At 68.4% G+C, this 26278-nt stretch carries 29 protein-coding genes and 1 riboswitch; of the genes, 18 read left to right on the forward strand and 11 right to left on the reverse strand.

The features are described 5' to 3' along the window. Position 1: 1 nt before the first annotated feature. Positions 2–988 (reverse strand): adenylate cyclase, encoded by a 987-nt coding sequence (locus H5J31_RS19430; RefSeq protein ID WP_181774023.1) that lies wholly within the window; start codon positions 986–988, stop codon positions 2–4. 225 nt (positions 989–1213) lie between these two features. On the opposite strand from H5J31_RS19430, the gene H5J31_RS19435 reads away from it, so the two are divergent. Continuing rightward, positions 1214–2092, forward strand: a complete 879-nt coding sequence (locus tag H5J31_RS19435; protein WP_181774024.1) for a hypothetical protein — start codon at positions 1214–1216, stop codon at positions 2090–2092. An 18-nt stretch (positions 2093–2110) separates the two neighbouring features. Then, positions 2111–2545, forward strand: a complete 435-nt coding sequence (locus H5J31_RS19440) for a hypothetical protein (RefSeq protein WP_181774025.1) — start codon at positions 2111–2113, stop codon at positions 2543–2545. A 13-nt stretch (positions 2546–2558) separates the two neighbouring features. On the opposite strand, the gene H5J31_RS19445 is transcribed toward H5J31_RS19440, so the two are convergent. Both H5J31_RS19445 and H5J31_RS39895 read right to left on the reverse strand, forming a co-directional pair. Beyond that, positions 2559–2939 carry a hypothetical protein gene (locus H5J31_RS19445; protein WP_181774026.1) on the reverse strand — a complete coding sequence of 127 codons (381 nt, stop codon included), beginning with the start codon at positions 2937–2939 and terminating at the stop codon, positions 2559–2561. A 22-nt stretch (positions 2940–2961) separates the two neighbouring features. Then, positions 2962–3471, reverse strand: a complete 510-nt coding sequence (locus H5J31_RS39895; protein WP_236005271.1) for a hypothetical protein — start codon at positions 3469–3471, stop codon at positions 2962–2964. A 308-nt stretch (positions 3472–3779) separates the two neighbouring features. On the opposite strand from H5J31_RS39895, the gene H5J31_RS19455 reads away from it, so the two are divergent. From H5J31_RS19455 to H5J31_RS19480, 6 genes are all read left to right on the forward strand, one after another. Further along, a complete protein-coding gene (locus tag H5J31_RS19455; RefSeq protein WP_181774027.1) occupies positions 3780–4013 on the forward strand; it encodes a hypothetical protein in 234 nt (77 codons plus the stop codon). A 37-nt stretch (positions 4014–4050) separates the two neighbouring features. Continuing rightward, the gene (locus H5J31_RS19460) at positions 4051–4662 is read left to right on the forward strand and encodes a CDP-alcohol phosphatidyltransferase family protein (protein ID WP_328701553.1); all 612 of its coding nucleotides are present in this window, start codon (positions 4051–4053) and stop codon (positions 4660–4662) included. An 88-nt stretch (positions 4663–4750) separates the two neighbouring features. Beyond that, the gene (gcvH, locus tag H5J31_RS19465; protein WP_181774028.1) at positions 4751–5134 is read left to right on the forward strand and encodes a glycine cleavage system protein GcvH; all 384 of its coding nucleotides are present in this window, start codon (positions 4751–4753) and stop codon (positions 5132–5134) included. A 125-nt stretch (positions 5135–5259) separates the two neighbouring features. Continuing rightward, positions 5260–5727 carry a glycogen accumulation regulator GarA gene (garA, locus tag H5J31_RS19470; protein WP_076162071.1) on the forward strand — a complete coding sequence of 156 codons (468 nt, stop codon included), beginning with the start codon at positions 5260–5262 and terminating at the stop codon, positions 5725–5727. Then, positions 5724–6485, forward strand: coding sequence for a transcriptional regulator FtsR (ftsR, locus tag H5J31_RS19475; RefSeq protein WP_181774029.1), 762 nt, complete (start codon positions 5724–5726; stop codon positions 6483–6485). The genes garA and ftsR overlap by 4 nt, the downstream gene beginning before the upstream one ends. 220 nt (positions 6486–6705) lie before the next feature. After that, positions 6706–7179, forward strand: coding sequence for a bifunctional nuclease family protein (locus H5J31_RS19480; protein WP_005150031.1), 474 nt, complete (start codon positions 6706–6708; stop codon positions 7177–7179). Between the two features lie 222 nt (positions 7180–7401). Here the strand turns inward: H5J31_RS19480 and H5J31_RS19485 are convergent, their stop codons facing one another. Then, positions 7402–8046, reverse strand: coding sequence for a TetR/AcrR family transcriptional regulator (locus tag H5J31_RS19485; protein ID WP_181774030.1), 645 nt, complete (start codon positions 8044–8046; stop codon positions 7402–7404). Between the two features lie 266 nt (positions 8047–8312). Here H5J31_RS19485 and H5J31_RS19490 point away from each other — a divergent pair, with 266 nt between their 5' ends. After that, a complete protein-coding gene (locus H5J31_RS19490) occupies positions 8313–8894 on the forward strand; it encodes a MerR family transcriptional regulator (RefSeq protein ID WP_005150040.1) in 582 nt (193 codons plus the stop codon). A gap of 46 nt (positions 8895–8940) precedes the next feature. Next, a riboswitch (glycine riboswitch) is annotated at positions 8941–9037 on the forward strand. Positions 9038–9207: 170 nt separating this feature from the next. Beyond that, a complete protein-coding gene (gene gcvP, locus H5J31_RS19495; RefSeq protein WP_181774031.1) occupies positions 9208–12087 on the forward strand; it encodes an aminomethyl-transferring glycine dehydrogenase in 2880 nt (959 codons plus the stop codon). Between the two features lie 3 nt (positions 12088–12090). Here the strand turns inward: gcvP and H5J31_RS19500 are convergent, their stop codons facing one another. Continuing rightward, on the reverse strand, positions 12091–12453 hold the full coding sequence (locus H5J31_RS19500) for a nuclear transport factor 2 family protein (protein WP_181774032.1): 363 nt from the start codon (positions 12451–12453) through the stop codon (positions 12091–12093). A 114-nt stretch (positions 12454–12567) separates the two neighbouring features. On the opposite strand from H5J31_RS19500, the gene H5J31_RS19505 reads away from it, so the two are divergent. Both H5J31_RS19505 and H5J31_RS19510 read left to right on the forward strand, forming a co-directional pair. Further along, on the forward strand, positions 12568–13395 hold the full coding sequence (locus H5J31_RS19505) for a helix-turn-helix domain-containing protein (RefSeq protein WP_181774033.1): 828 nt from the start codon (positions 12568–12570) through the stop codon (positions 13393–13395). A gap of 48 nt (positions 13396–13443) precedes the next feature. After that, entirely contained in the window at positions 13444–14271 is an 828-nt protein-coding gene (locus H5J31_RS19510; protein WP_181774034.1) for an aldo/keto reductase, read from the forward strand. A gap of 243 nt (positions 14272–14514) precedes the next feature. Here the strand turns inward: H5J31_RS19510 and H5J31_RS19515 are convergent, their stop codons facing one another. The 5 genes from H5J31_RS19515 to H5J31_RS19535 all read right to left on the reverse strand — a co-directional run bounded on the left by H5J31_RS19515 (position 14515) and on the right by H5J31_RS19535 (position 19366). Continuing rightward, complete coding sequence (locus H5J31_RS19515) at positions 14515–15201, reverse strand: hypothetical protein (protein ID WP_181774035.1); 687 nt, start codon at positions 15199–15201, stop codon at positions 14515–14517. 93 nt (positions 15202–15294) lie between these two features. Further along, positions 15295–16206 carry a 3-methyladenine DNA glycosylase gene (locus H5J31_RS19520; protein WP_181774036.1) on the reverse strand — a complete coding sequence of 304 codons (912 nt, stop codon included), beginning with the start codon at positions 16204–16206 and terminating at the stop codon, positions 15295–15297. After that, positions 16203–17246 carry a hemolysin family protein gene (locus H5J31_RS19525; protein WP_181774037.1) on the reverse strand — a complete coding sequence of 348 codons (1044 nt, stop codon included), beginning with the start codon at positions 17244–17246 and terminating at the stop codon, positions 16203–16205. The genes H5J31_RS19520 and H5J31_RS19525 overlap by 4 nt, the downstream gene beginning before the upstream one ends. Then, positions 17243–18601 carry a hemolysin family protein gene (locus tag H5J31_RS19530; protein WP_181774038.1) on the reverse strand — a complete coding sequence of 453 codons (1359 nt, stop codon included), beginning with the start codon at positions 18599–18601 and terminating at the stop codon, positions 17243–17245. The genes H5J31_RS19525 and H5J31_RS19530 overlap by 4 nt, the downstream gene beginning before the upstream one ends. Before the next feature lie 168 nt (positions 18602–18769). Next, positions 18770–19366 carry a TetR/AcrR family transcriptional regulator gene (locus H5J31_RS19535; RefSeq protein WP_181774039.1) on the reverse strand — a complete coding sequence of 199 codons (597 nt, stop codon included), beginning with the start codon at positions 19364–19366 and terminating at the stop codon, positions 18770–18772. A gap of 202 nt (positions 19367–19568) precedes the next feature. Between H5J31_RS19535 and H5J31_RS19540 the strand changes: the two genes are divergently transcribed. The 5 genes from H5J31_RS19540 (at position 19569) to pip (ending at position 23860) form a co-directional block, all read left to right on the forward strand. Then, the gene (locus H5J31_RS19540) at positions 19569–19967 is read left to right on the forward strand and encodes a hypothetical protein (RefSeq protein WP_181774040.1); all 399 of its coding nucleotides are present in this window, start codon (positions 19569–19571) and stop codon (positions 19965–19967) included. A gap of 2 nt (positions 19968–19969) precedes the next feature. Then, positions 19970–20620: a DUF3558 domain-containing protein gene (locus H5J31_RS19545; protein ID WP_181774041.1), complete on the forward strand. Its 651-nt coding sequence runs from the start codon at positions 19970–19972 to the stop codon at positions 20618–20620. Further along, positions 20617–21978, forward strand: a complete 1362-nt coding sequence (locus H5J31_RS19550; RefSeq protein ID WP_181774042.1) for a hypothetical protein — start codon at positions 20617–20619, stop codon at positions 21976–21978. Before H5J31_RS19545 ends, H5J31_RS19550 begins: the two co-directional genes overlap by 4 nt. Before the next feature lie 24 nt (positions 21979–22002). Next, a complete protein-coding gene (locus tag H5J31_RS19555) occupies positions 22003–22734 on the forward strand; it encodes an ESX secretion-associated protein EspG (RefSeq protein ID WP_181774071.1) in 732 nt (243 codons plus the stop codon). Between the two features lie 178 nt (positions 22735–22912). Next, positions 22913–23860, forward strand: coding sequence for a prolyl aminopeptidase (gene pip / locus H5J31_RS19560; RefSeq protein ID WP_181774043.1), 948 nt, complete (start codon positions 22913–22915; stop codon positions 23858–23860). Positions 23861–23913: 53 nt separating this feature from the next. Here the strand turns inward: pip and H5J31_RS19565 are convergent, their stop codons facing one another. Then, positions 23914–25104, reverse strand: a complete 1191-nt coding sequence (locus H5J31_RS19565; RefSeq protein WP_181774044.1) for a Glu/Leu/Phe/Val family dehydrogenase — start codon at positions 25102–25104, stop codon at positions 23914–23916. Positions 25105–25278: 174 nt separating this feature from the next. Between H5J31_RS19565 and H5J31_RS19570 the strand changes: the two genes are divergently transcribed. After that, on the forward strand, positions 25279–26202 hold the full coding sequence (locus H5J31_RS19570) for a LysR family transcriptional regulator (RefSeq protein ID WP_181774045.1): 924 nt from the start codon (positions 25279–25281) through the stop codon (positions 26200–26202). Positions 26203–26278 lie beyond the last annotated feature (76 nt).

Genomic DNA, 26278 nt, shown 5'->3' on the forward strand with positions numbered 1-26278 from the left:
GTCAGGCTCCTGTCTCGGGGATGGTGAAGGGTCGGAAGGTGCGGGGGCCGTACAGCTCGCCGAGCAGGTCGTCGTACTCGTCGAGCAGATCGGCCGCGTCGGGTCGTCGTGCCGGATCTTCTTGGGTGCACCACTTCGCGAACTCGCGCTGCCGGGTCTCCCCGGGCGCCAGCAGATCCAGCATCAGGCGGTGCAGCATGTGGACGTCGGTGGCCGCGGTGACCGGCTGTCCTTTGTGGACCTCGGGTGGGTACCGGACCGACTTGTCCGCCGCGAGTGGGAGGGCGCCGTCCTCGATGGCGAAGGACCAGCCGATCAGGACGATGCCGTGCTGTTCCGGATGGACCAGCACGTTGTCCGCGGTGAGGTGGCCGTGGACGACGCCCGCACGATGTGCCCCGGCCACGGCGCGAAGCAGGCGCCGGTGCATCCAGGCGTAGTCACGGCCGTCGAGGCCCTCGGGAAAGGCCTTCCCGACGTCGGCGAGGGTGATGAACCCGTCGACGAGGGGTTCGAGGACGCTGAAGGCGCGGTCGCCCCGCGCCACCGGACCCGAGGTGTCGAGCAGGCGCGGATAGTACGGACGCAGCCAACGGTGCCGCTCGGTGAAGTAGTCGAGCGTGCGCAACGCCGTCCACTCGGCGTGGATCAGCGGGTTCAGCGCGGGGGAGCGGACGATCTTGACCAGATGGGGTCCGGTGGTGCGATACGTCGTGGCGATGCTGCCCACCGCGTGTGGTCGCACAAGGGTGTACGCCGACGTCGCGGTCGTGACCGTTCGGTGCCGGGAATTCTTCCAGTCGGTATAGAGGCGATTAAGGGTGGCGGCGGCTTTATGGGCCCGCGGGTCACCCGGATTCCGGTCCGGGTGGAGTGCGGCGGCCAATTCGCGGTAGCGGCGGTGGGCGAGGCCCGGTCCGGTGTCGAACAGCGTCGCCGCGTCGGCCGCGTTCTCGACCGCCCTCACGGCGTCATCCCTGGTGAACATAGTTTGAGTCTAGACGACTCTTACCCGGGTTGGCAAGCCGCCCCGGACGGCCGCCGGTGCTCGCGGCCGGCCGTGCGCAGGGAACGAAATGAGTACGGAATAGTCGTGTAGGTATAAATCCCGTGCCGTTTCAGGGGCTCGAACAATAGACTTGAGGTAAGCCGGACGGGGGTGTTGGTGACCTTTCAGGAACTGTCTCGAAAAGGTTCAAGACGAACAAATTCGGTGGCCTCGCTGTTCGTGATCGGCGTCGTTCTGGGATTCATCGCGGCTTTCGTGTGCCGGTGGACCGCCGAGGGATCGGCGGACGCATACGACGTACGCGCGGTGATCACGACCACGGATTCCGAGACCACCGAAGGGCAGAGCGGTCCGCATACGACCTACGAGATCCTGGCGGTCACCGAAAACGGCCGTGCGATCGATCTGCCGACGGGTGAGACGTTCGGCCTCGCCGAGCCGGTCGTCGTTCGGCTTTCTTCGCTGACGGACCGGGTGTTGTCCGTGCGTGGCGCGGACACCGTGCTGGAAGTCCACCACCCGTGGGAGAAGATCGCGGCGATGTCGGCCGGCGGGCTGCTCCTGCTGATCGGGTCCGTCGTGGTGTTCCTGGTGGCCAGGGCGCGCTCCTTGCCCGCGTTCCTGGCCGGGGCCGCGATGGCCGCGTATGTCGTGCTGGCACCGCTCGGTTTCGGCGGGACGGCGTACCGGGAGGCGGCCGATCCCATTCCGGACCTGTGGGAGCACCGGCGTCAGGCATGGGGGCCGCCACCGGTGATCGGCCGGGGGCAGACCGTCGTGGCCGGTGACTCGACCCTGCGCGTGATCGACAGGGCGCCGAAGCCGCCCGAAGGCGCCGCCGCGTGGTTGAGCGGGTTCCACGTCCTCACCTTGCGGATCGAGGCGACCCGGCTGGGCGACACGGCACTGGAGTTGTCGGCCGGCGAACACGGCGCTCCGCGGCGGGTCGAGGACTGCGCGGGCGCTCCGGGAGCGTTCGACGGCACCGAGGGTCTCGTCTGTTTCGTGGTCCCGCCGGGATATCGGCCGGAATACCTGGTCGTCGGGAAACTCGACCGGGAAATCCTGCTGACGCTCCACTGATTCGTGGAAAGGAGTTTCGTGCCGGGCAAACCGCAGAAGTCCAGGTTTCTCTTCCGGGCCCTGTTGGCCGGAATCCCGTACGTCTTCCTCTTGTGCCTCGCCTGGGGATACTTCGGTGCCCACGTGCGCGAACTGAACACCGGTGAGGAGGTAACGGTCATCGGGGTCTCGGGATGCGCCGAGGGGGGAGCACCGATGAGCGGCCAGATTCCCTACTGTTCGGGGGAGTGGCGGTTCGACGACGGGCGCACCGGTCGCGGGAGCATCGAGGGTGACAAGGTCACCGAGGGCGACAAGATCTTCGCCGGCGACGGATTCGTCTACCGGTCGAGGTCCTCGCTGATCTGGACCCTGTCGGTGACCGGCCTGTTCGGCGTGGTGCTGCTGGGTATGGCGATCGGCCTCGGCGTCCTGTACCGGCTGGACCTGATCCGGCGGCGTCGGAAGAAGTGACGCCGCCGTGCGGTCAGAGCCTCGTCGCTTCGATCTGCCGCGCGTCCTCGGTCGAGCAACTGGTCACCGGATCGTTCGGCCCGCTGCCGCACGTCCAAGCGCCGATCACGACAGGCCCGGGTCCCTGCGGCGAAGCGGCTTCGGCGGGTGTCAGCTTGGCGAAGTAGTCCGTGAGCACCTGCGTCGCTTCGGCGCAGTCGGTCTTCCCGTGGGCGACGACCTTGTTCTTCGCGCCCTGGAGCCCGGGCACCTCGCCGCACGGGGTTCCGGCGGGCGCCTGCTCGGTGGCGGGGGAGGACGACGGCGCCGGTGCGGCCGCCGGGGCGGGATCCGCGCCGCAGCCGCTCAGCACGGCGACGGCCAGCAGGACGGGGAGTGTGGAAAGGCTCTTCATCGGTCTTTCTTCTCGGGAAGGTTCATTCGACGGGGACGACTGCGGCGAACACGTTCTGCTCGCCCTTGCTGCAACTGGTCCCGCCCTGCGCGGCGGGGGCACCGGAGACGCACAGCCAGCCGTCGACGGTTTCGCTGACCGGCTCGTCCGAGCCGGCGGACTGGCGTCCGGCGATCCTCTTGTGGAACGAGTCGACGATCCCGCTCGCGTCCGCGCAGGAGACGCCCGGCCCGTTGAGCACCTGCAGCGTCAGCCCGCTCGCCGCGGTGACCGTGCCGCACGAACCCTGAACCGGTTCAGCGGGTTTCGGTTTCGGCTGGGGATTCGGGGCAGTGGACGGACTCGGCGCGGTCTGCGAGGGAATCGGTGGCACCGATGGGCTGGTCGTGCTCGAAGGGGCCGCCGACGGCAGGGGCGGCACGGAGGTGACAGGCGGTGGCGGATCTTCGCCCGAACAGGCGGCGAGCGTTCCGGCGGCGGCACAGGCCGCGAACAGGCGCCGCCACGTTCCCGTGGTCGTGGAGACGGGCAAGGCGATCCTTTCGTCGGCCGGTCGTGGCCGGCCCATTCTGACCCGGCCGGGCCCGAAGCCGTGGCATTGAGCCACGTTCGATTCGCGGGAGGTTATCGCGACGGCCGCCCGGCGGTACGCCAGGACCGCCCAAGCACTGTCCATTGTGGACAATTAACATGCCGTTCACGCCGTGACAACACCCTGCTGTCGTCGCGAACCGATCGGACGAATCCGGCGCCGGATCGTTAACACCCGGCCCTGTTCTGCCGAAAACAAAGGTAGCGCTCCGGCGTGTCCCCGTCCCCGTCACCGAAACCGTGAGAGCGATGAAGACCGACGAACAGAACGACCCCGCGTCATTCGAGGCCACCGCACCGGCGAGCGCGGAAGTGCCGCCCACGGCACCGTGCACCGTCGTCTGGTGTGGCGGCCGCCCGTACGTCCTGGAGAGTTCAGCGGGGCACACCCGCTGGATGGGTACCGACCATCGAGGCAGGCCCGTGGCGCTGACCAGCGCGGACCTGCAACGCCGGGGCTGGAGCCACACCCGGGCCAGCTGACGCGGGAGGACCTGCCGCCGCTGGATAGGCTGAGCGGGTGAGTACGCCCCCCGAACCGAGCGTGACCAGCGAAGAGCCTTCTCTGCTGCGGCAGGCCTTGAACGTTCCCAACATGCTTTCGATCCTCCGGCTCGCCGGAGTGCCGGTCTTCCTGTGGCTGCTTCTCGGGCCGAAGGAGGACGGCTGGGCGCTCGCACTGCTCGTGTTCAGCGCGCTCACCGACTGGCTCGACGGCAAACTCGCGCGCTGGCTCAACCAGATGTCACGCCTCGGCCAGCTGCTCGACCCGGCCGCCGACCGGCTCTACATCCTCGCGACGCTCATCGCGTTCCTGATCCGCGACATCGTCCCCTGGTGGGTGGTCGTCCCGTTGGTCGTGCGCGAAGCCGTCCTGGGGGTCTGCGTGCTGCTGCTGCGCCACCGCGGGTTCGCCCCACCGGAGGTCACCTACATCGGCAAGGGTGCGACCTTCGTGCTGATGTACGCCTTCCCGTTCCTGCTGCTCACCCAGGGCGGATCCGACATCGCCGCGATCGCGCGCCCGATCGGGTACGCCTTCACGGCGTGGGGCGCGGTCCTGTACGTCTATTCGGGCGTTCTCTACGTCGTCCAGACGGCGCAGGCGCTGCGCTCGGCCGATCCGGCCTGACAACCGGGAGGCGGCGGGCGCGCGGCCCGGCGGGATGCGAAACTGCGCGCGAAGGTTTCGAGCGAGGGCATGAGAAGGGGGAGCGGCGTTGTCCACTCCAGAAGAACTGCGCTACACCGAGGAGCACGAGTGGGTCTCCGTGCGCGACGGCGGTCTCGTGCGCGTGGGCATCACGGAGTACGCGCAAGACCAGCTCGGTGACGTCGTGTTCGTCGACCTGCCCGAGGTCGGCAAGCAGGTCGGCGCCGGCGACGCGTTCGGCGAGGTCGAGTCCACCAAGAGCGTTTCGGAGCTGTTCGCCCCGCTCGACGGCGAGGTGGTCGCGACCAACGACGCGGTGACCGAGTCGCCCGAGCTGATCAACAGCGACCCCTACGGCGAAGGCTGGCTCATCGAGCTCCGGCTCGACGACGCGAGCTCGGTGGATTCCCTGCTCGAAGCCGAGGCGTACCAGGCCCTGATCAAGGAATAGCCGCAGGCCGCGGCCCTCCGATCCGAGTAGGGGGAGCCGCGGACCGGAGATTCGATCAGGCACGGTACGTTTGACGTCTACACGTTCTTGAGTAGTGGCAACACACATGCGTTAGGAGAGCTCAGGTGAGCACGAACGACGGGCCCGGCGTTCCCCCGGAGCAGTCTCCGGAGCGGACCTCTGTCTTCCGGGCCGACTTCCTGGCCGACGTCGAAGGCACCGAGGCTCCTCCGGCTGCCGAGGCCCCGGTCCAAGGCGTGGACGCGCTTCCCGCCGGTTCCGCGCTGCTGGTCGTCAAGCGCGGCCCGAACGCGGGTTCGCGCTTCCTGCTCGACCGCGACACCACCAGCGCGGGACGGCACCCGGACAGCGACATCTTCCTCGACGACGTCACGGTTTCCCGGCGGCACGCCGAGTTCCGCCGTGAGGGCGGGGAATTCGTCGTCATCGACGTCGGCAGCCTCAACGGCACCTACGTCAACCGCGAGCCGGTCGACCAGGCCGTCCTCGCCGGTGGCGACGAGGTCCAGATCGGCAAGTTCCGCCTGGTCTTCCTGACCGGTCCGGGTTCCGGGGGCCAGGGGGCACAGTGACGGCGGCCGGGCGGCCTGATCGGGATGCGTCGCAGCGCGATGGGTTGAGCATCGGGGCCGTGCTGGCACAACTGCGCGGCGACTTCCCCGATGTCACCATCTCCAAGATCCGGTTCCTCGAAGCGGAAGGTCTGGTCCAGCCGGGCCGGACGCCTTCGGGGTACCGGCAGTTCGCTCCGGCGGACGTGGAGCGATTGCGATTCGTCCTGTCCGCCCAGCGGGATCACTATCTTCCGCTGAAGGTCATCAAGGAACAGCTGGACGCGGCGGATCAGGGCGCCGCGCCGTCGGCGGGGGTACCCAGACCACCGCGGAAACTCGTATCGCTCGAAGCCCCCGGGGAGAACGGCGGACTGCCGTCCCCCGGGGACTTCGAATGCGATCGCGAGATCAGGCTGACCGAGGAAGATCTGCTCCGTCAGGCCGGCATCGACGCCGCCACCCTGGCTGAGCTGCGACAATACGGCCTCGTTCGCCCAGGCGCGGCAGGGTTTTTCGATCCCGACGCGGTCCTCGTGGCCAAGACCGTGAAGGCGATGACCGAATTCGGTATCGAGCCGAGACACTTGCGTGCCTTCCGCGCCGCGGCCGACCGCGAGGTCGGCCTGCTGGAGCAGATCGTGACCCCGGTGTATCGGCACCGTGACGAGGACGCCCAGGCGAGGGGTGACGAGGTCGTCCGGGAGCTCGCGGCACTGTCCGTAGCGTTACATACGCTCCTTGTGAAGGCCGGAATACGGGCCGTCACCGGAGGATGAGCGCGTCCGGACGGCCGGGAGCCGTTGTCGCACCACTTGTCAATGACTGAATGTTCGGCACCCTATGCCGTACCGTGAGAGTCGGGTTTGCCGCTGGCGAACCGAGAATGTCGGAGACAGCGAGCACAGCGCTCGGAAGACGGGTAGCGTCGGGATTGCCGTCGCTTGATCGTCGAGACAAGCGCTGCAGCCCGTTCGCACGAGAGGGAGGCGAAGCCCGATGAGCGAGATGCGCGTCGTCGGCGTGCGGGTGGAGCTGCCCGCGAATCAGCCGATCTTGTTGCTGCGGGAAACCGAAGGCGAGCGATACCTGCCGATCTGGATCGGCTCGGTGGAGGCCACCGCCATCGCCTTGGAGCAGCAGGGAGTCCGCCCGGCCCGTCCGCTCACCCATGACCTGCTCAAGGAGGTCATCGGAGCATTGGGCCGCGAGCTGGAGCAGGTCGTCATCACCGACTTGAAGGAAGGCACGTTCTTCGCGGAACTGGTCTTCGACGGGGACATCCGGGTTTCCGCGCGGCCGAGCGATTCGGTGGCGCTGGCGCTGCGGGTGGGGGTCCCGATCCACGCCGTCGACGCGGTGCTGGAAGAGGCGGGCCTCATCATCCCCGACGAGCAGGAGGACGAGGTCGAGAAGTTCCGCGAGTTCCTCGACTCCGTGTCGCCGGAGGACTTCCGCGGCGCGGACACCTGACCACATCGCGAGATCTTGGACAGAAGGGGCGGCGCCGGTGGCGTCGCCCCTTCTTCTTGCGTGCGGTGTGCGGTGTGCGGTGTGCGGTGTGCGGAGAAGGCTGCGGCGAGGTGTGGTTCCAGGTGGTCGTGAGCGGCGACCTTTCCCTGTCCGTGAAGGCCTCCTTCCCTACCCTGACGGTAGGGAAGGAGGCCTTCACGGACAGGGCCTGTACCGGCCAGGTCAGGCCGCGGTCGCCCGGGTGAACAGGTCCGCCAGTTCCCGCCCGTAGCGCTGCAGGTCGAGCTTCGGGTCCGCCGCGAACTTCGTGGCTACCCCGTCGATGGCCTGCGCGATCGACAGCGCCATGACGTCCGGCGCGAAGTCGCCGAAAGCGCCTTCTTGCTGGCCCTGGCGCAGCTGACGTTCGAGCCGTCCGGTACGGAATTCCTCGACGAGCGGTGCCGACATGAACCAGCCCTCGGCGTCCCCGCCGCTGGAGGCCATCTCGACCATGACCCGCACCAGTTCCGGGTACGCGCCGAGGAACTCGATCTCCGACTCGATGTAGCCGCGCAACAGCCCGGCCCGGTCGGTCGTGCCCTGGATCCGCTCCTCGAGGAACTTGTCCTTCATCCCGGTGGCGGTGGTGACCACGGCCTGCATCAGGCCTGCCTTGTTGGTGAAGTGGTAGGAGATGATCCGGGTGCTGGACAGCCCGGCCCGCTCCTTGATCTTCGCGAACGACGTCTTGTGGTAGCCGAGATCGGAGATCGTCGCGATGGTCGCGCCGACGATCTGGGCCCTCCGCGCGGCTTCGGTGACCGACAGTCCGAGCTCCGCCTGGACCTCGCCGGCGGCGCTTTCGGTGGAAGGAGTTACTTGCATGAGTAAAAATTAACACGACTGAGTAAAAGTGGCAAGCGTGCAGCCGTTCGGGGGACGGTCGCCAACAAGCCTCAAGAAGAGCTTGAGGTCCACCGCGCGTCGCGTTGACCGCTTTGCCGGACGCGCTTACCGTCAATGGAGGTAAATCGCCAAGGTGTGATTCGGATGTCTGGGGCATTCGTCTTGACGATGAACTCCGGTGCGGACTCACGTGAGTCCGCGCGGCTTTGTTCGCCGGCCGCCAGGTCGGGCGAGGGGAGGCATGCGTGGTCGAGGCTGGTAGCCCTCAAGAGCCGCTCGTTCCGGTCGCCGACGGCGAGCAGGGTGAGCTGTTCCCCGACTCTTCCCTCCCGGACGAACTGGTCGGCTACCGCGGTCCCGCCGCCTGTCAGATCGCCGGGATCACCTACCGGCAGCTCGACTACTGGGCCCGCACGAAACTGGTCGCGCCGAGCATCCGTACCGCGCACGGTTCCGGTTCGCAGCGGCTGTACTCGTTCAAGGACATCCTCGTCCTGAAGGTCGTCAAGCGGCTGCTGGACACCGGTGTCTCGTTGCAGAACATCCGGGTCGCGGTCGATCACCTGCGCCTGCGTGGCGTCCGCGATCTCGCCAAGGTCACCCTGTTCTCCGACGGCACCACCGTCTACGAGTGCACCTCGCCCGAAGAGATCGTCGATTTACTGCAGGGCGGGCAGGGCGTTTTCGGTATCGCCGTCAGCGGTGCGATGCAGGAGATCAGCGGAACCATCCACGAGTTCCCGGCCGAGCGGGCCGACGGCGGCGTGATCGAAACCGTCACGCCGGACGAGCTCACGCAGCGCCGTAACGCACGTCGCACCGGCTGATCATGAAGCCGCGCGAGCGGCAGGGTAGGCTCACTTCCGCGGTCGACGAATCCGCGCGGGAGAGACCGAGCCGATAACAGCTCGGCGCCGAAGGAGCAAGTCCTCCCCGGAACCTCTCAGGCACCCTGGACCGCGCGGACGAGACGCCTCTGGAAAGTGAGCCGCCGGGTCACCACCTGGCGGCCCCGCCGACGGTGCAAGCCCGACTCAACCCGCGGGCGAAACTCTCAGGCGCCCCCACGGGGGTACGGACAGAGTGGGGAGGGCCAGGACAATCGTCCCGGCCCCACCCCCGCGTCTTGGGAGGTCCCCGATGGAACCTGGTTCACTGGCGGCCCTCGAAGCCGGAACTCCCTTCGCGGACCGGCACATCGGTCCCGGCGCGGAGGAACTCGCGCGCATCCTCGACGTCATCGGCGTCAACTCCCTGGACGAACTCGCCGAGCGGGCCGTCCCCGCGTCACTGCGCGAATCCGCGACACCGCCGGATCTGCCGCCGCCCGCCACCGAGACCGGGGCACTCGCCGAACTCCGGGCGCTGGCCGCGCGCAACCGGCCGATGGTGCAGATGATCGGCCTCGGCTACCACGACACCGTGACCCCGCCGGTGATCCGCCGGAACGTGCTGGAGAGCCCGGCCTGGTACACCGCGTACACGCCGTATCAGCCGGAGATCTCGCAGGGCCGGCTCGAAGCGCTCCTCAATTTCCAGACCATGGTCGCCGATCTGACCGGCCTGCCGATCGCGAACGCGTCCATGCTGGACGAAGCGACCGCGGCCGCGGAGGCGATGACCCTGGTCCGCCGGGCCGGTAAGCCCAAGTCGAACCGGTTCGTGGTCGACGAGGACACCCTCCCGCAGACGATCGAGGTCCTGCGCACCCGCGCCGAACCGCTCGGCATCGAACTGGTGACCGCCGACCTGTCGCAGGGCATCACCGGACTCGGCCTCGGCGGCGACTTCTTCGGCGTACTGCTGTCGTATCCCGGCGCTTCCGGCGCCGTCCGGGAGTGGGAGCACACGATCACCGAGGCCAAGGCGCTGGGCGCGGCCGTGGTGATGGCCGCCGATCCGCTCGCGCTGACCCTGCTGCGGTCGCCGGGTGAACTCGGGGCCGACGTCGCGGTCGGATCGACGCAGCGGTTCGGCGTGCCGATGGGCTTCGGCGGTCCGCACGCGGCGTACCTGGCCGTCCGGCAGGGACTCGAACGCCAGCTGCCGGGCCGGCTCGTCGGCGTCTCGAAGGATGCCGACGGCGCACCCGCGTACCGGCTGGCGCTGCAGACACGGGAACAGCACATCCGCCGCGAGAAGGCGACGAGCAACATCTGCACCGCGCAGGTGCTGCTGGCGGTCATCGCGTCGATGTACGCGGTGTACCACGGGCCGGAGGGCCTGCGCGCCATCGCGAACCGCGCGCACCGGATGGCCACCGTGCTCGCGGCCGGGCTCGCCGAGAGCGGCGTGGACGTCGTGCATTGCGAGTTCTTCGACACCGTGATGGTGGCCGTCCCCGGTCGTGCGGCGAGCGTCGTCGGCACGGCCAGGGAACTGGGCGTCAACCTCCGGCTGGCCGACGCGGACCATGTCGCCATCGCCTGCGACGAGACGACGACCCGTGAGCACCTTTCCTTGGTATGGAAGGCGTTCGGCGTCGCGGTGTCCGATGTGGACTCCCTCGACGCGGACACCGCGGACGGTTTCCCGCCGGATCTGCGCCGCACCGGCGACTACCTGACGCATCCGGTGTTCCACGCGCACCGTTCGGAAACCGCGCTCCTGCGGTATCTGCGAGCGTTGTCCGACAAGGACGTCGCACTCGACCGGAGCATGATCCCGCTCGGTTCCTGCACGATGAAACTCAACGCCACGGCCGAAATGGAGCCGGTCACCTGGCCCGAGTTCGCCGGGCTGCATCCGTTCGCGCCCGCCGAGGACGCCGCCGGCCTGCTCGCCGTCGTGAACGATCTGGAGCGGTGGCTGGCCGGGATAACCGGCTACGACGCGGTTTCCCTGCAGCCGAACGCGGGCAGCCAGGGCGAGTTCGCCGGCTTGCTGGCGATTCGCGCCTACCATCGCGGGCGCGGGAACGAGGCGCGCGACGTCTGCCTGATCCCGTCGAGCGCGCACGGGACGAACGCGGCCAGCGCCGTGATGGCCGGGATGCGCGTCGTCGTGGTGAAATGCGACGACGAGGGCAATATCGACCTCGCCCACCTCAAGTCCACTGTGGACGAGCACGCGGACGATCTCGCCGCGATCATGATCACCTACCCGTCGACGCACGGCGTGTACGAGGACACCGTCCGAGAGGTCTGCGCGCTCGTGCACGACGCGGGCGGCCAGGTGTACGTCGACGGGGCGAACCTGAACGCGCTGATCGGGGTCGCGCAGTACGGCAGGTTCGGTGCGGACGTCTCGCATCTCAACCTGCACAAGACCTTCTGCATCCCGCACGGCGGCGGTGGCCCGGGCATCGGCCCGATCGGCGTCCGCGCGCATCTGGCGCCGTTCCTGCCGAACCACCCGCTGCAGCCCGAAGCGGGTCCGGCCACCGGCGTCGGTCCGATCAGCGCGGCGCCGTGGGGCAGCGCGTCGATCCTGCCGATCTCCTGGGCCTACGTCCGGATGATGGGCGCCGAAGGGCTGAGGCGCGCGACCCTGACCGCGGTCGCGAACGCCAACTACGTCGCGAAGCGCCTCGCGGAGCACTACCCGGTGCTGTACTCCGGCCACGAAGGCCTGGTCGCGCACGAATGCATCCTCGATCTCCGCGCGCTGACCAAGCGGACCGGTGTCACCGTCGACGACGTCGCCAAGCGGCTGGCCGACTACGGCCTCCACGCCCCGACGATGTCCTTCCCGGTCGCGGGCACCCTCATGGTCGAGCCCACCGAGAGCGAGGACCTCGGCGAGCTCGACCGGTTCTGCGACGCGATGATCGCGATCCGCGGCGAGATCGAGAAGGTCGCCGCGGGGGAGTGGCCGGTGGCGGAAAGCCCGCTGCGCCACGCGCCGCATACCGCGCGCTGCCTCGCGGGCGAGTGGGATCGCCCGTACAGCAGGGAGATCGCGGTGTTCCCGGCCGGTTTCACCGCGACGAAGATCTGGCCCCCGGTGCGGCGGATCGACGGGGCGGCGGGCGACCGCAACCTCGTCTGTTCCTGCCCGCCGCCGGAGGCCTTCGCGTAGCCGTCAGCCGGGCATCTTGTCGAGAAAGCCCAGCACCTGCTTGATCCGCCCGTCCTCGACGGTGATGACGTCGAAGCCGATCGCCAGCGGTTCGTCGGCGCCCTCCGGACCGAGGTACCACTGGAATCGCGCGATGTCGTGGTGCGCGTCGGGTGCCGTGGGAAGGCTGAACCTCAGACCGGCGAACTGGGCCTGGGCGCCGGCGATGAACCCGTCGACGCCGTCGTGTCCCGTGACGGCAGCCAACGGGTCGGTGTAGGCGGCGTCCTCGGTGAACACTTCGGCGATCAAGGCGCGGCGCTTGTCCGTGTCCGTCTCGTTCCACACGGCGATGTACTGCTCGGCGACGCGCTGGATGTCCGACATGGTGTCTCCTTGTTTCGTTGTGGGGTAACCGATGCCGCAACTCTGTCGGGCGAAGGTGGGCCGCGTCGATTACGCGCGGGGTAATGGCGGCCCGGCACACACCGCCGTAAGTTCGTGATCGTGACGACCACCTTGACGGCGAGCCGCGCGGGCCGCCCTGTCGGCGAACTCCTGCGGGAATGGCGCGATCGCCGCCGGATCAGCCAGCTCGATCTCGCCATCTCCGCCGACATTTCGACGCGGCACCTGAGTTTCGTGGAGACCGGGCGGTCCAAGCCGAGCCGCGACATGGTGCTGCGGCTGGGGGAGCACCTGGAGGTCCCCTTGCGGGAACGCAACCAGTTGCTGCTGGCGGCGGGCTACGCGCCCGCGTACCCGGAGAGCGGGCTCGGCGATCCGGAGCTGGCCGCGGTCCGCAAGGCCGTCCGGCAGTTGCTGACCAGCCACGAGCCCTTCCCGGCGGCCGTCGTCGATCGGGCCTGGAACATGGTCGACGCCAACGCGAGTGTTTCGATCATGACCGACCTCGTGTCGCCCACGCTGATGACACCGCCGATCAACGTCCTGCGGCTGACCCTGCATCCCGAAGGCATGGCGCCGCATGTGCTCAACCTGGGGGAGTGGCGCGCGCATCTGCTCGGCAGGCTGCGGCGGCAGGTGACCCAGACGGCCGACCCGGCCCTCACGGCTCTGCTGGAGGAGCTGGTCACCTATCCGTGTGACGATCCCGTCCCCGAGGTGGAGGTCCCCGGACCGGGCGACATCTTCGTCCCGCTCCGGCTGCGGCACGAGGGCGTGGACCTCACGTTCTTCAGCACGGTTTCCACCTTCGGGACGCCACTGGACATAACCGTCGCCGAGCTGGTGATCGAGTCCTTCTTCCCGGCCGACGCCGCCACGACGGAACATCTGCGCGCGCACGCGCGTCGCGGGGTGGAATGATGCGGGGCAAGAAGCCCTGCCACAGACTCCAGTGAGGATTCCGCTTCCATGGCCGTGCCTTCCGTCGTCCTGAACAACGAGGTAGCCATCCCCCAGCTCGGTTTCGGCGTCTGGCAGGTGCCGGCCGGCGACACGGCCAAGGTCGTCCGGACCGCTATCGAGGCCGGGTACCGCAGCATCGACACCGCCGCGTCGTACCGGAACGAAGCCGGTGTCGGCGAGGCGATCCGCGCGGCGGGCGTACCTCGCGACGACCTGTTCATCACCACGAAACTGCCGAACCCGGGCCACGGCTACGACGCGGCGCTCCGCGCGTTCGACGCGAGTCTCGCGGAGCTGGGCCTGGACCGGGTCGACCTCTACCTGATCCACTGGCCCATGCCGACGCGCGGCAAGTACGTGGAAACCTGGCGAGCGCTGGAAAAGATCTACGCGGACGGCCGGGCGCGGGCGATCGGCGTCTCGAACTTCCACGTCCCGCATCTGAAGCGGCTGTTCGACGAGACCGGGATCGTGCCCGCGGTCAACCAGGTCGAGCTGCACCCCCGGCTGCAGCAGAAGGCGCTACGGGAGTTCCACGCCGAGCACGGCATCGTCACCGAAGCGTGGAGCCCGCTCGCCCAGGGCTCGCTGCTGTCGGACGCGACACTGACCGCGCTCGCGGCGAAGTACGGCAAGAGTCCGGCTCAGCTGGTGCTGCGGTGGCATCTGCAGCTCGGCACGGTGGCCATCCCGAAATCCGTGACACCGTCCCGGATCCGCGAGAACCTCGACGTCTTCGACTTCGAACTCGCCGACGACGACCTGGCGGCCCTCGCCGAGTTCGACGACGGCACCCGCACCGGCCCGGACCCGGACACCTTCGACCTCGTCTGACCGCTCGTGAGTGATTCGGGTCGTTCTAACCGTCCTTACCGCTCACGACCACCTGGACCGAACGGCCGCTTCGCGTGATCCGGCGGACGGCACGCGTGATCCGGCGGACGGCACGCGTGTCTGGACGGACGGCACACGGCGGAAACCTGCCGCGCGCCGTGTCGTCCGTCCAATCACGCCTGCCGTCCGTCTAAACACGCGTGGCGTCCCTCTGGACACGCGAACCTGCCATTCGAGGCGTGGTCAGGTGGCCTTGATGCCCGCGGCGGCGAAGTCGGCCTGCTGGGCGGGCTGCTGCAGGAACTGCCGGAACGTCTGCGAGGCGCGCATCTGGACCTCGTCGATGTTCTTGCCGGCGAGTCCGACGAGCGGGTAGTCGGCCGACCGCGCGGTGGCGACGGACTGGGCGGGCGAGCCGACCAGTTCGGGCTTGGCGGTGTTCAGCTCGGTCACCCAGTAGGACGACTCGGGCAGCCAGGCGGCGGGGAGGCCGCCGATGGCGTCGAGGTTGGTCCGGCCGACGAGCGCGTCGAGCACCGAGGCGGAGGACAGTGCGTCGATCTGGATGATCACGCAGTGGTCGCGGACCACGGTCGCGGCGTTGTTCCACCGCTCCGCCGCCGCCCGGAGCGGCTTCTCGACGCTGGGGGTGACTATGACCCGCATCGGGGTGTCACCGGCGCTACAGGCCTTCGCCTGGGCTTCGGCACGGGTGTTGAGCTCCCCGTCCGCCCAGTTCCAGCCGAACACGCCGATCGCGACGAGCACCACCAGGACCAGGCAGGCGATCGGCCACGTGGCGAATTTGCGCCGCGGTGCCTTCTTCCCGACGATCCGGTGCGAACCGGTCGCCTCACTGCGGCCCTGGGGTCGCTTCGGCGGGTCGAGGGGGTGCGGTACCGGCTCTTCGGCAACGCTGTGTCGCCCCATCGTTGTCCTTTCGAAACATGCGCGCACGCGCTGCGTATGCAATCAAACCGTTATCACTCTAACAGGGGAGGGAGTGACGGGGAATGCGATGACTCACAGTTGTTTTCCGCGTGCCGCGGGCACCTTCTTTAACTCGGCGAGGAGCCGTTGGCAATGCGCTATCAGGTGCTCACGCAGCGGCGCGGCCCGGCGGGCGAAACCGGCCTGGGCACGGGCGTACTCGGCCCGGCCGTCGGGGGTCTCGATCCGCACGGGAGAGTAGCCGAACGAGGAGAGGTCGTACGGGCTGGCCCGCATGTCCAGTTCCCGGATGTCCGCGGCCAGCTCGAAGCAGTCCCCGACCAGCTCGGCGGGGATGAACGGGTCCAGCTTGTAGGCCCATTTGAACAGGTCCATGTTGGCGTGCAGACAGCCTGGCTGCTCGAAGTCGATCTGGTCGTCCCGGGCCGGCCGGAGCGTGTTGCGCGGCCGGGCGGGCTCGGTGAAGAACCGGAACGCGTCGAAATGTCCGCAGCGGATCTCCAAGGACTCGACGACGTCGTCCGTTTCGGCCGAACCGAGTCGCAGCGGAAGTTGTGAGTGACGAACCTCATCCGCCGATTCCCGGTAAACCATTGCCCATTCATGGAGGCCGAAACAACTGAGCCTCGGCGCGCGGGACGCGGTCGCGGAGAGAAGGGCGAGAACGAATTCGGCGGTCTTGGCCCGGCCTTCGGTGAAGCCGGCGGGATCCAGCATGACGCCGTCCGACGTCTCGACGTAGCCCTTCCGCTCCAGGAACCGGTGCGCGGACCGCCCTTCGAGCGCCACGCCCAGCCCCGGTTGCCAGCGTTCGACGTGGCCGGGACGGTGCGAGTAGTACGTGAAAAGGAAGTCGAGTACTGGATGCTTTTCGCCCCGCGAGCGGCGGCGCTGGTGCGGGGTGGTCCAGCGCCGCATCCGCGTGACGTGCTCGTCCTCCCGGGCCAGCCAGCCGGGCTCGGGAAGGACGGTGACACCGGTCATGACATGACGTGGGTACCGTCGCGGACAGTTCCCACGTATTCCTCGACGAGGTCCTCCAGCGCGACGACGCCGACGGCGTCCCCGCCGGAGCTCAGCGCCCGGGCCAGGTGACTGCCTTCCTTGCGCATCGCCGACAGTGCCTCGTCCAGCCGGGCATCGGCGCGCAGTTCGGTCAGCGTGCGCGTCTTGTCCGAAGGCACCACCGTCGTCGGGTCCTCGCCCACGAGGTCGAGGATGTCCTTGACGTGGATGTAGCCGTTCAGTGTCCCGTCGTCGGTGCACACCGGGAAGCGCGAGAACCCGGTCGACGACACCGCGCGCTCGACGTCGCCCAGCGTGGGCGAGCAGGGGAGCGTGGTCAGCTGCGCCGTCGGGACCAGCACGTCGGCCACCGTCTTCTCGACCGACGACAGCGTCTTGCTCAGCCGCTGGTGCTCGGACTGCTCCAGCAGCCCCTCACGACGCGATTCGCTGAGCAGTTCGGCGAGTTCGTCGGAGGTGTAGGCGGTTTCGAGTTCGTCCTTCGGCTCGACCTTGAACAACCGCAGCAGCGAGTTCGCCACGAAGTTCAGCAGCCAGATGAACGGGTTGGCGATCTTCACCCAGGCCACGTGCACCGGGACCAGCCACAGCGCCAGCCGTTCCGGCTCGGCGATCGCGAGGTTCTTCGGCACCATCTCGCCGATCAGGACGTGCAGGATGGTGATGAACGCCAGCGCGATCGCGAACGAGATCGGGTGCAGCAGGACGTCGGGAATCCCGATCAGCTCGAAGAACCCGGCCAGCTGATGTGCGATGGCCGGTTCTCCCAGACGTCCGAGGAGCAGCGAGCAGATGGTGATGCCGAGCTGTGCGCCCGCGAGCATCAGCGAGACGTTCTTGCTCGCGTTGATGACGATCTTGGCGCGGGTCTTTCCCTGCTCCAGCAAGGCTTCCAGCCGGTCACGCCGCGAGGAGATCAAGGTGAACTCGGCGCCGACGAAGAACGCGTTGGTCAGCAGCAGGACCATGACGAGGAAGATGTTGAACCAGTCGCTCATCGGGCGGGCTCCTGCTCTGCGGGCGCGGAGGCTTCCACGGTGCTTTCACTGACCTTGCGGACTTCGACCTCGGAGATCCGGAGACGGTCCATCTTGGTCACCGTGAGCCGCCAGCCGTCGAGATCGGTGGCGTCACCGGGCGACGGGATCCGGCCGAGCTGTTCGAGAATGAGCCCGGCGATGGTTTCGTAGTCGCCGTCGGGCATCCGGAAACCGGTCTCGTCGGTGACCTCGTCGGCGCGAAGCTGTCCGGACACGAGCCAGTTGTCGGCACCGACCTGTTGCGAGGACGGTGCTTCCCGCTCGTCGTGCTCGTCACGGACGTCGCCGATGATCTCCTCGACGACGTCCTCCAGCGTCACCAGCCCGGCGGTGCCGCCGTACTCGTCGACGACGATCGCGAGCTGGAACCGGGAGTCGCGCAGGCGGTTCAGCAGCGAGTCGCCGGGCAGCGATTCGGGCACCGTCGGGATCGGGCGCATGACCGAGCCGATCCTCACCGTGGCGCGCTGCGACGCCGGGACCGTGAACGCCTGCTTGATGTGCACCGCGCCCTGGACGTCGTCGAGATCCTCGGTATAGACCGGGAAACGGGAGAAACCGGTGCGACGGGAGATCTCGATGAGGTCGTAGATCGTGTCGTCCACGGTCAGGGATTCGAGCTGGACGCGCGGCGTCATCAGCTCGTCGGCGGTCCGCTCGCCGAAGCGGAGCGATTTGTCCAGCAGTTCGGCCGTCGACGTGTCGAGCGTGCCGCTTTCGGCGCTGGAACGCACGATCGAGCCGAGTTCCTGCGGCGAACGGGCCGAGCGCAGTTCCTCCTGCGGCTCGACGCCGAACTTGCGGACCAGGAAGTTGGCGCTGTTGTTCATCAGCGTGATGAGCCAGCGGAACAGCGACGAGAACCGCGAGTGGTACCCCGCGACGGCGCGCGCGGTCTGCAGCGGCCGGGCGATCGCGAGGTTCTTCGGCATCATCTCGCCGAGGATCATCGACAGCGACGTCGCCAGGATCAGCGCGATGGCCAGCGAGAGACCATTCGCGAAGCCTTCGGAGAGACCCATCCCGGCGAACAGCGGGTGCAGCAGATCACCGATGACCGGTTCCGCGAGGTAACCGGTGATCAGCGTGGTGATGGTGATCGCCACCTGAGCACCGGAGAGCTGGAACGAGAGGGTGCGGTGCGCCTTCTGGACGGTGTGCGCGCGGCGGTCGCCGACCTGGCGGACGTTCGCGTCGACCGTGCTGCGCTCGAGCGCGGTGAGGGAGAACTCGGCGGCGACGGCGAGGCCGGTGCCGATGGTCAGCAGGAGGAACAGGAGGATGCCGAGAACGGCGAACAGGATTTCCATCATTCCCTGCCGGCCACGATGGTGTCGGCGGGAATGTCCACGGAACAGCCGGGTGTGCCACCCGGCTCGATACTGTCACCAGGTGACTGCGCGTCGCGCACGAAAAGAGTCACTCCTCAATCGGGATGTACCAACAAGAGACCGCCGCTGTCCTGCGGCGATGGAACAATCTTAACGCGTTCCCCCACCTGCGCGGGCACGGTGCCGCCGGACGCTCTCCTCGACCAGGTCGAGGACGGGGCCGAGATCGTCGCCGGGCAGCCCCATCGCGAGGTGCGAGACGAGTCCTTCGAGGACGAGTTCGAGATACGCGGTCAGGACGTCGACATCGACGTCGTCGCGGAGAATCCCCGCGTCGCGCTGGCGGAGCAGACGGCGGCGGGTGGCGGCGGTCAGCTGATGGGACCGCTCGGCCCAGCGGGCGCGGAACTCGGGATCCGTGCGCAGCCGCCGGGAGACCTCCAGGCGGGTGCCGAGCCAGTCGGCGGGGTGCTCGCTGCGGTTCGACAGCAGATCGCGCATCACCTGGACGAGACCCTGCTCGGCGACCACGTCGGCCATCCGGACGGCGTCGTCCTCGGCGAGGGCGAGGAAGAGGGACTCCTTGTCCCGGAAGTGGTGGAAGATCGCGCCGCGGGACAGGCCGGTGGCCTCCTCGAGACGCCGGACCGTGGCACCCTCGTAGCCGTAGCGTGCGAAGCACACGCGCGAGCCGTCGAGGATCTGGCGCCGGCGTGCGTCGAGGTGATCCTGGCTGACCCGTGGCATCCTGGAATCCTGTCACCGCGAACCCGGTTAATGCAATCCGTACGTACGTACTGTGACCAGTTCGCGGGATCTTCGCCCGGTAGGGGAACCGGGCCGGCCCGACACGCGTCCGACAACTCGGCCGGATCGGCTGACACGCCGTCCGCCGCTTGGCTACGCTTTGTCCATCACGGTGAGTGAATGCTGAGGGGAAGGTGCGGGCGTGGACATCATCGGCGACGCCGCGAGCGCGATCAAGGCCGTCTGGGGTGACCTGACCACGCCGCCGGAGCCGACCGTTTACGGCGGTGGAGGCGGTGGGGGCGGCGGCTTCGAGATGAGCCCCGAGGAACTCCAGACCGTCATCGGGCTTTGGCAGGACGAGCTCCAGAAGGTTTCCGACGACGGGGACAAGATCGAGGACATCCTCTTCGAGCTGATGCCCCCGGGCGACGACGACGTCAGCTCCAGCTACGTGGATTCCGGTACGGAGTCCCTCCATGCGCTGAAGAAACAGAACGAGTCGATGAAGGAATACATCGTCGGGTACATCGCGAAACTCGAGCTCGCGAAGACGAAGACGATGGCCACCGACTCGGCGAACGCCATGCGGTCGACCTGAGGATGCATAACGTGCTGAAGAGCTGTGTCGCCGCGGCGACGCTGGTGTTCGTCTCCGCGGCTCTGGCCGCCTGCTCGGGCGAGAACCCCGGCACGCCGAGCCCGACGCCGGGCGCGGACTCGTCTTCGGGAGCCTCGTCGGCCCCCGCGAACCCGAACGTGCCGAAGGTGTCCACGCCGCTGACAGTTCGCGATGCGTTCCTGACCGAGCCGTGCACCGTGGTTTCGCAAGCGGACCTCTCCGCGCTGGGCTACACCGACGCGGGCCGCCCTGGTGGCGGCGCGAGCGGATCCGAGGGCACCAATCCGTCGTGTGGCTGGTCGATGTCCAAACAGGGCAAGGGCAATGGACTCCAAGTCCTCATCGGAACGGGTAACCGTGAGAAGGGGACCGGCGGTCTTGCCGGCTTCTATCAGGCCAAGGAGACGGGACGGATGAAGTTCGTCGCGCCCGGGCCCGAGGTCGACGGCTATCCGACCGTCTTCTACGGACTTTCCGACGAGCGCGCCGAGGGCAACTGCACCATGGCCGTCGGCGTCGCCGACGATCTGGCCATCGGCACGCTGGCCAAGAGCTATCAGGGTGAACAGGATTCTTGCGAGACCGCGCAGAAACTCGCGTCGGCCGTGATCAAGACACTCAAGGGGGCATGAGGGTGGACGGCAAACAGATCTACGAGAACTTCACCCAGGGCGACACTCGCAACCTCCGCAGCGCGGCCGATCGCGTCGCGGATCTTTCGGACGCTTATGTCGATCGCGGGATGGCCATCAAGTCCCTGCAGACGCGGATGGCGTCGTCCTGGACGGGTTCCGCCGCCGACGCGGCGAACGCCGGCGCGGGCCCGCTCGAGCAGGCGTTCCGCGAGACCGCGGACCCGCTGTTCGCCACCAAGGCCTCGGTCACCAGGCAGGCGGACAGCTTCGACGACTCCGGGCAGACCGTCGTCCCGGTACCGCCGAAGCCGGACAAGCCGAACCCGTGGACCACCGGCCTCAAGGGCGCGATCCCCATCGCGGGGCCGTTCATGGTCAACAACGACATCAAGAACTACCAAGAGGGCGTCGCGAAGCACGAGGCGGCGAACCAGAACAACGTCCGCGTGATGGACCAGTACGACTCGTCCACCAGTAGCACCAGGTCCAGCCTGCCGACCGACTACGGCGTGCTCAAGAGCGACGGTGCGAACGTCAGCATCAAGGTCGGTGGCGGACCTCCGCCGATCAAGCCGCCGCCGTACATCCCGATCAAACCCGGCAGGAACGGCGGCGGGGACGACGAGAACGACGGCACCGACACGAGCAGCACCAACAACAACGACAGCAACCAGAACCAGAACCAGAATCAAAACCAGAACCAGAACCAGAACAAGCCGGGTGTCGGCGAAGACCGGCCGGTCAACCCGAGGGACAAGCCCGGTGGCGACCCCAACATCACGACGCCGACGAGGAAGCCTGGCACCGGGGACACCACGATCCCGACCGGCATCGGCGGCGGCCGGGGTAAGCCCGGTCAGACCGGGGAGCTCCCGGGTGGCAAGGACGTCGGGCGCGGCATCGGCGACCCGAACGACCTGATCGGCCTGCCCACCAACTCCGGGCAGAACTACGGCCCCGGCGGTGGCGGGTCCAATCCGCCCTTGGGTACCGGTCGCAACGTTCCCGGTCCCAACAGTGCCGCGGGCAGGCTTCTCGGCGAAGGTGGCACGGGTGGCCGTCCGGGAGGTACGGGCGGTACCGGCGGTCCTGGTTCCGGAGGTATGGGTGCCGGCAAGGGCACCGGCATGGGCGGTATGGGCAGTGGCAGCGGCATGTCGGGTCCCGGCATGGCGGGCGGTCGTGGCGCGGGTGGCCGCGGCGGCGGTCAGATGGGCCCGATGGGTGCCGGCGGCAGGCGTGGCGAAGGCGACGAGGACGAGGAGCACCAGCGTCCCGACTACCTGATCGAGGCCGACCCCGACGCGATCTTCGGCACCGACCAGCGGACCAGCCCGCCGGTCATCGGCGAGTAGCGGATGACGGTCAGAACAGGCCGGGTGGACGTCCCGGTCGAAGCCTTGGCGGTACTCGCCGAACGCGAACGCGTCGGCGACCTGCACATCACGCTGCGCCCCGAACCGCGCTGGCTTTCCCGTACCGCCCGCGCGGAGGCGGACAAACGCGTGGAAGCCGCCTTGGCGCAGGCCGGGCTCCTGGATTCGAGCGGCCGTGCGTCGGTCGACTTCCTGGACTGGTTGCCGGTGCTCACGAAACCGGCGGTCGAGTACTACGGCTGGGTGAACGCCGGCGGTGAGACCTACGGCCTCCTCGCCGCTTCACTCGGTTTGCAGGCGGTCCTGGCGGTCTCGTCGGGCGACTGGGTCGGGCTGCAGGAGATCGACCGGCGTCGTCTGCCGGAGACGCTGATCGAGCAACTGCCGCCCGTTCCCGCGGGTGGCGGCAGGCTTCGGACGGTTCGCGCGTACGAACTCGAAGAGGCGGCGCGACGCGGTCCGGACACGCATTCACTGCCGCCGGTCATCGCGGACATCGTAAGCCTGGTACAGCGGCCGGTCGAGGGGAGCGGTGAGCTCTACGCAGGCAAGCGGGACGACATCGGAAGGCATGTCGCGGTCGAGGATCCGCTGCACTTCGCCGACACCGACTGGGGCCGCTACCTGAGCTACACCACCGGGCACGGCAACGACGCGGTCGTCCACATCGGACCCGCGGGACCGACGGAACTGGCGGACGCGCTCCGGCACGTCTCGGGGACGTTGGGCAGCTAGCGAGCAGAAGCAGAAGTCCGTGAAGGCCTCCTTGAGGGACCCAGAGTCCCTCAAGGAGGCCTTCACGGACTTGCGCCCCGGACCGGCCCACGCGCCGCGAAAACCTCGCGCGCCGACCTAGCCTCCCGAGCTATTGTGACAGCGCTGTTGTATTTCTGCGGTCTGGGAGGACGAGGACGTGACACGGCTGTATCCGGAAATCGAACCGTACGACCACGGGATGCTCGACGTCGGCGACGGGCACCTCGTGTACTGGGAGGTCTGCGGGAATCCCGACGGCAAACCCGCCGTCACGCTGCACGGCGGCCCCGGCACCGGCTGCAGCACCGGCCTGCGCCGCTACTTCGACCCGGCCAAGTACCGCGTGGTGCTCTTCGACCAGCGTGGTTGCGGCCGGAGCACGCCGCACGCGAGCGAGCCCGACGCCGATCTCTCCGCCAACACCACCGACCATCTGGTCGCCGACATGGAGAAGCTGCGCGAGCATCTGGGCATCGAGAAGTGGCTGCTCTTCGGTGGCTCGTGGGGTTCGGTGCTCGCGCTGGTCTACGCCGAACGGTATCCGGATCGCGTCTCGGAGATGGTCCTGATGGGACTCGCCACCGGACGACGCAGTGAGACCGACCTGCTCACCCGCGGCCTCGGCGGGGTCTTCCCCGAGGCGTGGGCCGAGTTCCGCGACGGCGTTCCGGAAGAGGATCGCGATGGCGACCTGGCTGCGGCGTACGCCAAGCTGCTCATGGACCCGGACCCCGCGGTGCACGAGAAGGCCGCGGCGCGCTGGTGTGCCTGGGAAGACGCGGTCATCCCGACTTCGCCGCCGTACAAGAGCTTCGAGACGCCCGAGTTCCGGCTCGCCTTCGCCAGGCTGGTCACGCACTACTGGAGCCAGGGGTCCTTTTTGGACGAAGGTGTGGTCCTGCGGGAGGCCAAGACGCTGGCCCACATCCCCGCCGTGCTCGCCGAAGGCAGCCTCGACCTGGGCAACCTCGTCGGCACGCCGTGGGAACTGGCCCAAGCGTGGCCGGGCAGCGAACTGGTGATGGTCGACGAGGTCGGCCACAGCACCCAGGACGAGCCGATGCGCGAGGTCCTCGTCGGCGCGACCGATCGCTTCGCTTCGTAGCGAAACGTGCGAAGGCCCCCTCCCGGAGGAAGGGGGCCTTCGCGGGAATCCGGTCAGGGAATGACCAGAACGGGTGCCGACTCCGGGGTGGTGGCGGCGTCCGAACGGGTGGTTTCGACGAGCCGCAGCCCGGTGGTACGCGGCGAGATCCGGTCGAGGTTCCACGAACTGAGCAGCAGCGCCACCTTCGCCCGCATCTCGGTCCGCAGCCGCAGGAACGAGTCGGCCGGGTCGGCGCCGACCTCGCCGAGCAGGAGCCACCACGCCCACGCGGCGGCACCGGCGTTGGCCACGAAGTCCGGGATCACCGGGATACCGCGAGCCGTCAGGCCCGCCTCGGCGTCGGGCGTGGTCGCCGCGTTGGCCGCCTCGATGACGACCTTCGCCTTGACGGCACCCTGGTTCCCGGCACGCAGCGCGTAGGAGATCGCGGCCGGCACGAAGATGTCGGCGTCCGTCCCGACGATCTCGTCGCGGGGGAGCAGCTGCACGTCGGCAGGCAGGCGACCACGGTCGATCTCGCCGTACTCGTCGCGCAGGTCCAGCAACGCCGGGATGTCGAGGCCTCCTGGCCGGTACAGCGTGCCGGCCGCGTCGGCGACCGCGACCACGCGCATGCCGGCTTCGTGCAGGTACCAGGCGGCGCCGCCGCCCATGGTGCCGATGCCCTGCACGGCGACCGTGGTCTTCTCGACGGACCATTCCCACGCGTCGGCGACACCGAGGCAGGCCTGCGCGACGCCGTAGCCGCCGATGACGTCACCGAGCAGGAGACCGCCGGGGACCGGGGTGCTCAGACCGGCCTGCACGCGGCGAAGGGTGTGCGCCGGGTCGGCCGAACGGCGGATCGCGGCGTGGTACGACTGATCCAGCCCGAGCTTCGCGAACACGTCGTCGATCAGGTGCTGTGGCACGCCGAGGTCCTCGGCGGTCACCCAGTGGTTGTCGATCCACGGCCGCAGGAACGAACAGAACCGTTCCAGGACACCGAAAGCACGTTCGTCCTTGGGGTCGAAGTCGATGCCGCCCTTGGCCCCGCCGACCGGCAGGCCGAAGGTCGCGGTCTTGTTGGCCATCCCCCTCGCCAGGTCCTCGACCTCGGACATCGTGCAGCCCGCGCGCATCCGGGTCCCGCCGGTCGCGATACCGGAGACCAGGCTGTGCACTACGAGGTAGCCGGTGGCACCGGTGACGGGGTCGGTCCAGATCAGCCTCATCAGCGGTTCGGCGTTCCTCGCGGCCATGCGGCCACCTCCTTCGGGGTTCGGATTCGTGTTCCTGCGCCACCTCCGAGGGTGCGCCCAGGTGGGCACGGGCGTCCATTTACCGATGCTGAACGATGGTGTGCAGAAAAACTGGTGTAACGCCCGCCGACCCGTCACCCGGCATCCGCCGCCGGACCCGATTACGTTGGGGGCATGGAGCTTTCGTTGCACCGCCTGCGGATGCTCCGCGAGCTGAGCCGTCGCGGCACCGTCACAGCGGCCGCCGCTTCACTGCACTACACCGCTTCGGCGGTGTCGCAGCAGCTGGCGCAGCTGGAGCGGGACGTGGGCGCGAAGCTGTTCGAACGGTTCGGCAGACGGGTGCAGCTGACCGAGCTGGGGTTGCTGCTCACCGAACACGCCGAAGAGATCCTGGGATCGGTCGAGCGGGCGACGCTCGCGCTGGAGGAAGCGCAGGAGACCGTCTCGGTCCGGCTCATGGCCGGGGTGTGGGCCTCGGTCGCCTCGGGACTTCTCCCGCACGCGCTGGCCGCGCTCGCGGGGGACCACCCGGGCATCCAGGTCCGCACCCGCGAATTGGCGCCCGAGGACACCGCCGACGCCGTCCGTGACGGCGAACTGGACCTGTCGTTCGTGATCGACTACTCGGACGCGCCGATGCCATGGGACGCCGGACTGGAGCGCGCGGTGATCGCGGTCGAACGACTGCACGCCGCGGTGCCCGCCGGAGCCGTACCCGCCGGTAGCGCGTCATTGCCCGAGTTGGCGGAGCATCCGTGGATCCTCGCGAGCCCGAAGAGTCACTTCGGCCGCGCCGTGCGCACGGCGTGTCACCGTCACGGATTCGAGCCCAAGATCAACCACGAGGTCGAGGAGCAGTCGACGGCGATGGCGATGGTCCGCGCGGGGCTCGGGGTAACCCTCGTCTCAGACCTCGGACTCGGTCTCCGGCCGCCCGGGATCGACGTCGTCGCGTTGACCACACCGTTGCTCCGAACGGTTTCGATCGCCTACCGGACGACGTCGTCCAGGCGGCCCGCGCTGCAGCTGGTCATCGAGGCCGTTCGCAACGCCGCCGCGGCACTGGGCCTGGGCACAGAGCCCGCTTTGCCCTGATTCGTCCCGTCCTAAAAGGTGGTCGGCCGATCCTGCCCGGCAAGAACGCACCTGAATTTGTCGGACCCCGCGTGTA

The organism is Amycolatopsis pittospori (assembly GCF_013870525.1).
Taxonomy (GTDB): Bacteria; Actinomycetota; Actinomycetes; order Mycobacteriales; family Pseudonocardiaceae; genus Amycolatopsis; species Amycolatopsis pittospori.

Excerpts from the sequence above, each read along its gene's own strand:
- H5J31_RS19430 (WP_181774023.1), bottom strand. The coding sequence starts at position 988 with ATGTTCACCAGGGATGACGCCGTGAGGGCGGTCGAGAACGCGGCCGAC.
- H5J31_RS19445 (WP_181774026.1), bottom strand. The coding sequence starts at position 2,939 with ATGAAGAGCCTTTCCACACTCCCCGTCCTGCTGGCCGTCGCCGTGCTG.
- H5J31_RS19455 (WP_181774027.1), top strand. The coding sequence starts at position 3,780 with ATGAAGACCGACGAACAGAACGACCCCGCGTCATTCGAGGCCACCGCA.
- H5J31_RS19480 (WP_005150031.1), top strand. The coding sequence starts at position 6,706 with ATGAGCGAGATGCGCGTCGTCGGCGTGCGGGTGGAGCTGCCCGCGAAT.
- H5J31_RS19485 (WP_181774030.1), bottom strand. The coding sequence starts at position 8,046 with ATGCAAGTAACTCCTTCCACCGAAAGCGCCGCCGGCGAGGTCCAGGCG.
- gcvP (WP_181774031.1), top strand. The coding sequence starts at position 9,208 with ATGGAACCTGGTTCACTGGCGGCCCTCGAAGCCGGAACTCCCTTCGCG.
- H5J31_RS19500 (WP_181774032.1), bottom strand. The coding sequence starts at position 12,453 with ATGTCGGACATCCAGCGCGTCGCCGAGCAGTACATCGCCGTGTGGAAC.
- H5J31_RS19510 (WP_181774034.1), top strand. The coding sequence starts at position 13,444 with ATGGCCGTGCCTTCCGTCGTCCTGAACAACGAGGTAGCCATCCCCCAG.
- H5J31_RS19515 (WP_181774035.1), bottom strand. The coding sequence starts at position 15,201 with ATGGGGCGACACAGCGTTGCCGAAGAGCCGGTACCGCACCCCCTCGAC.
- H5J31_RS19520 (WP_181774036.1), bottom strand. The coding sequence starts at position 16,206 with ATGACCGGTGTCACCGTCCTTCCCGAGCCCGGCTGGCTGGCCCGGGAG.
- H5J31_RS19525 (WP_181774037.1), bottom strand. The coding sequence starts at position 17,246 with ATGAGCGACTGGTTCAACATCTTCCTCGTCATGGTCCTGCTGCTGACC.
- H5J31_RS19530 (WP_181774038.1), bottom strand. The coding sequence starts at position 18,601 with ATGATGGAAATCCTGTTCGCCGTTCTCGGCATCCTCCTGTTCCTCCTG.
- H5J31_RS19535 (WP_181774039.1), bottom strand. The coding sequence starts at position 19,366 with ATGCCACGGGTCAGCCAGGATCACCTCGACGCACGCCGGCGCCAGATC.
- H5J31_RS19545 (WP_181774041.1), top strand. The coding sequence starts at position 19,970 with ATGCATAACGTGCTGAAGAGCTGTGTCGCCGCGGCGACGCTGGTGTTC.
- H5J31_RS19550 (WP_181774042.1), top strand. The coding sequence starts at position 20,617 with ATGAGGGTGGACGGCAAACAGATCTACGAGAACTTCACCCAGGGCGAC.
- H5J31_RS19565 (WP_181774044.1), bottom strand. The coding sequence starts at position 25,104 with ATGGCCGCGAGGAACGCCGAACCGCTGATGAGGCTGATCTGGACCGAC.
- H5J31_RS19570 (WP_181774045.1), top strand. The coding sequence starts at position 25,279 with ATGGAGCTTTCGTTGCACCGCCTGCGGATGCTCCGCGAGCTGAGCCGT.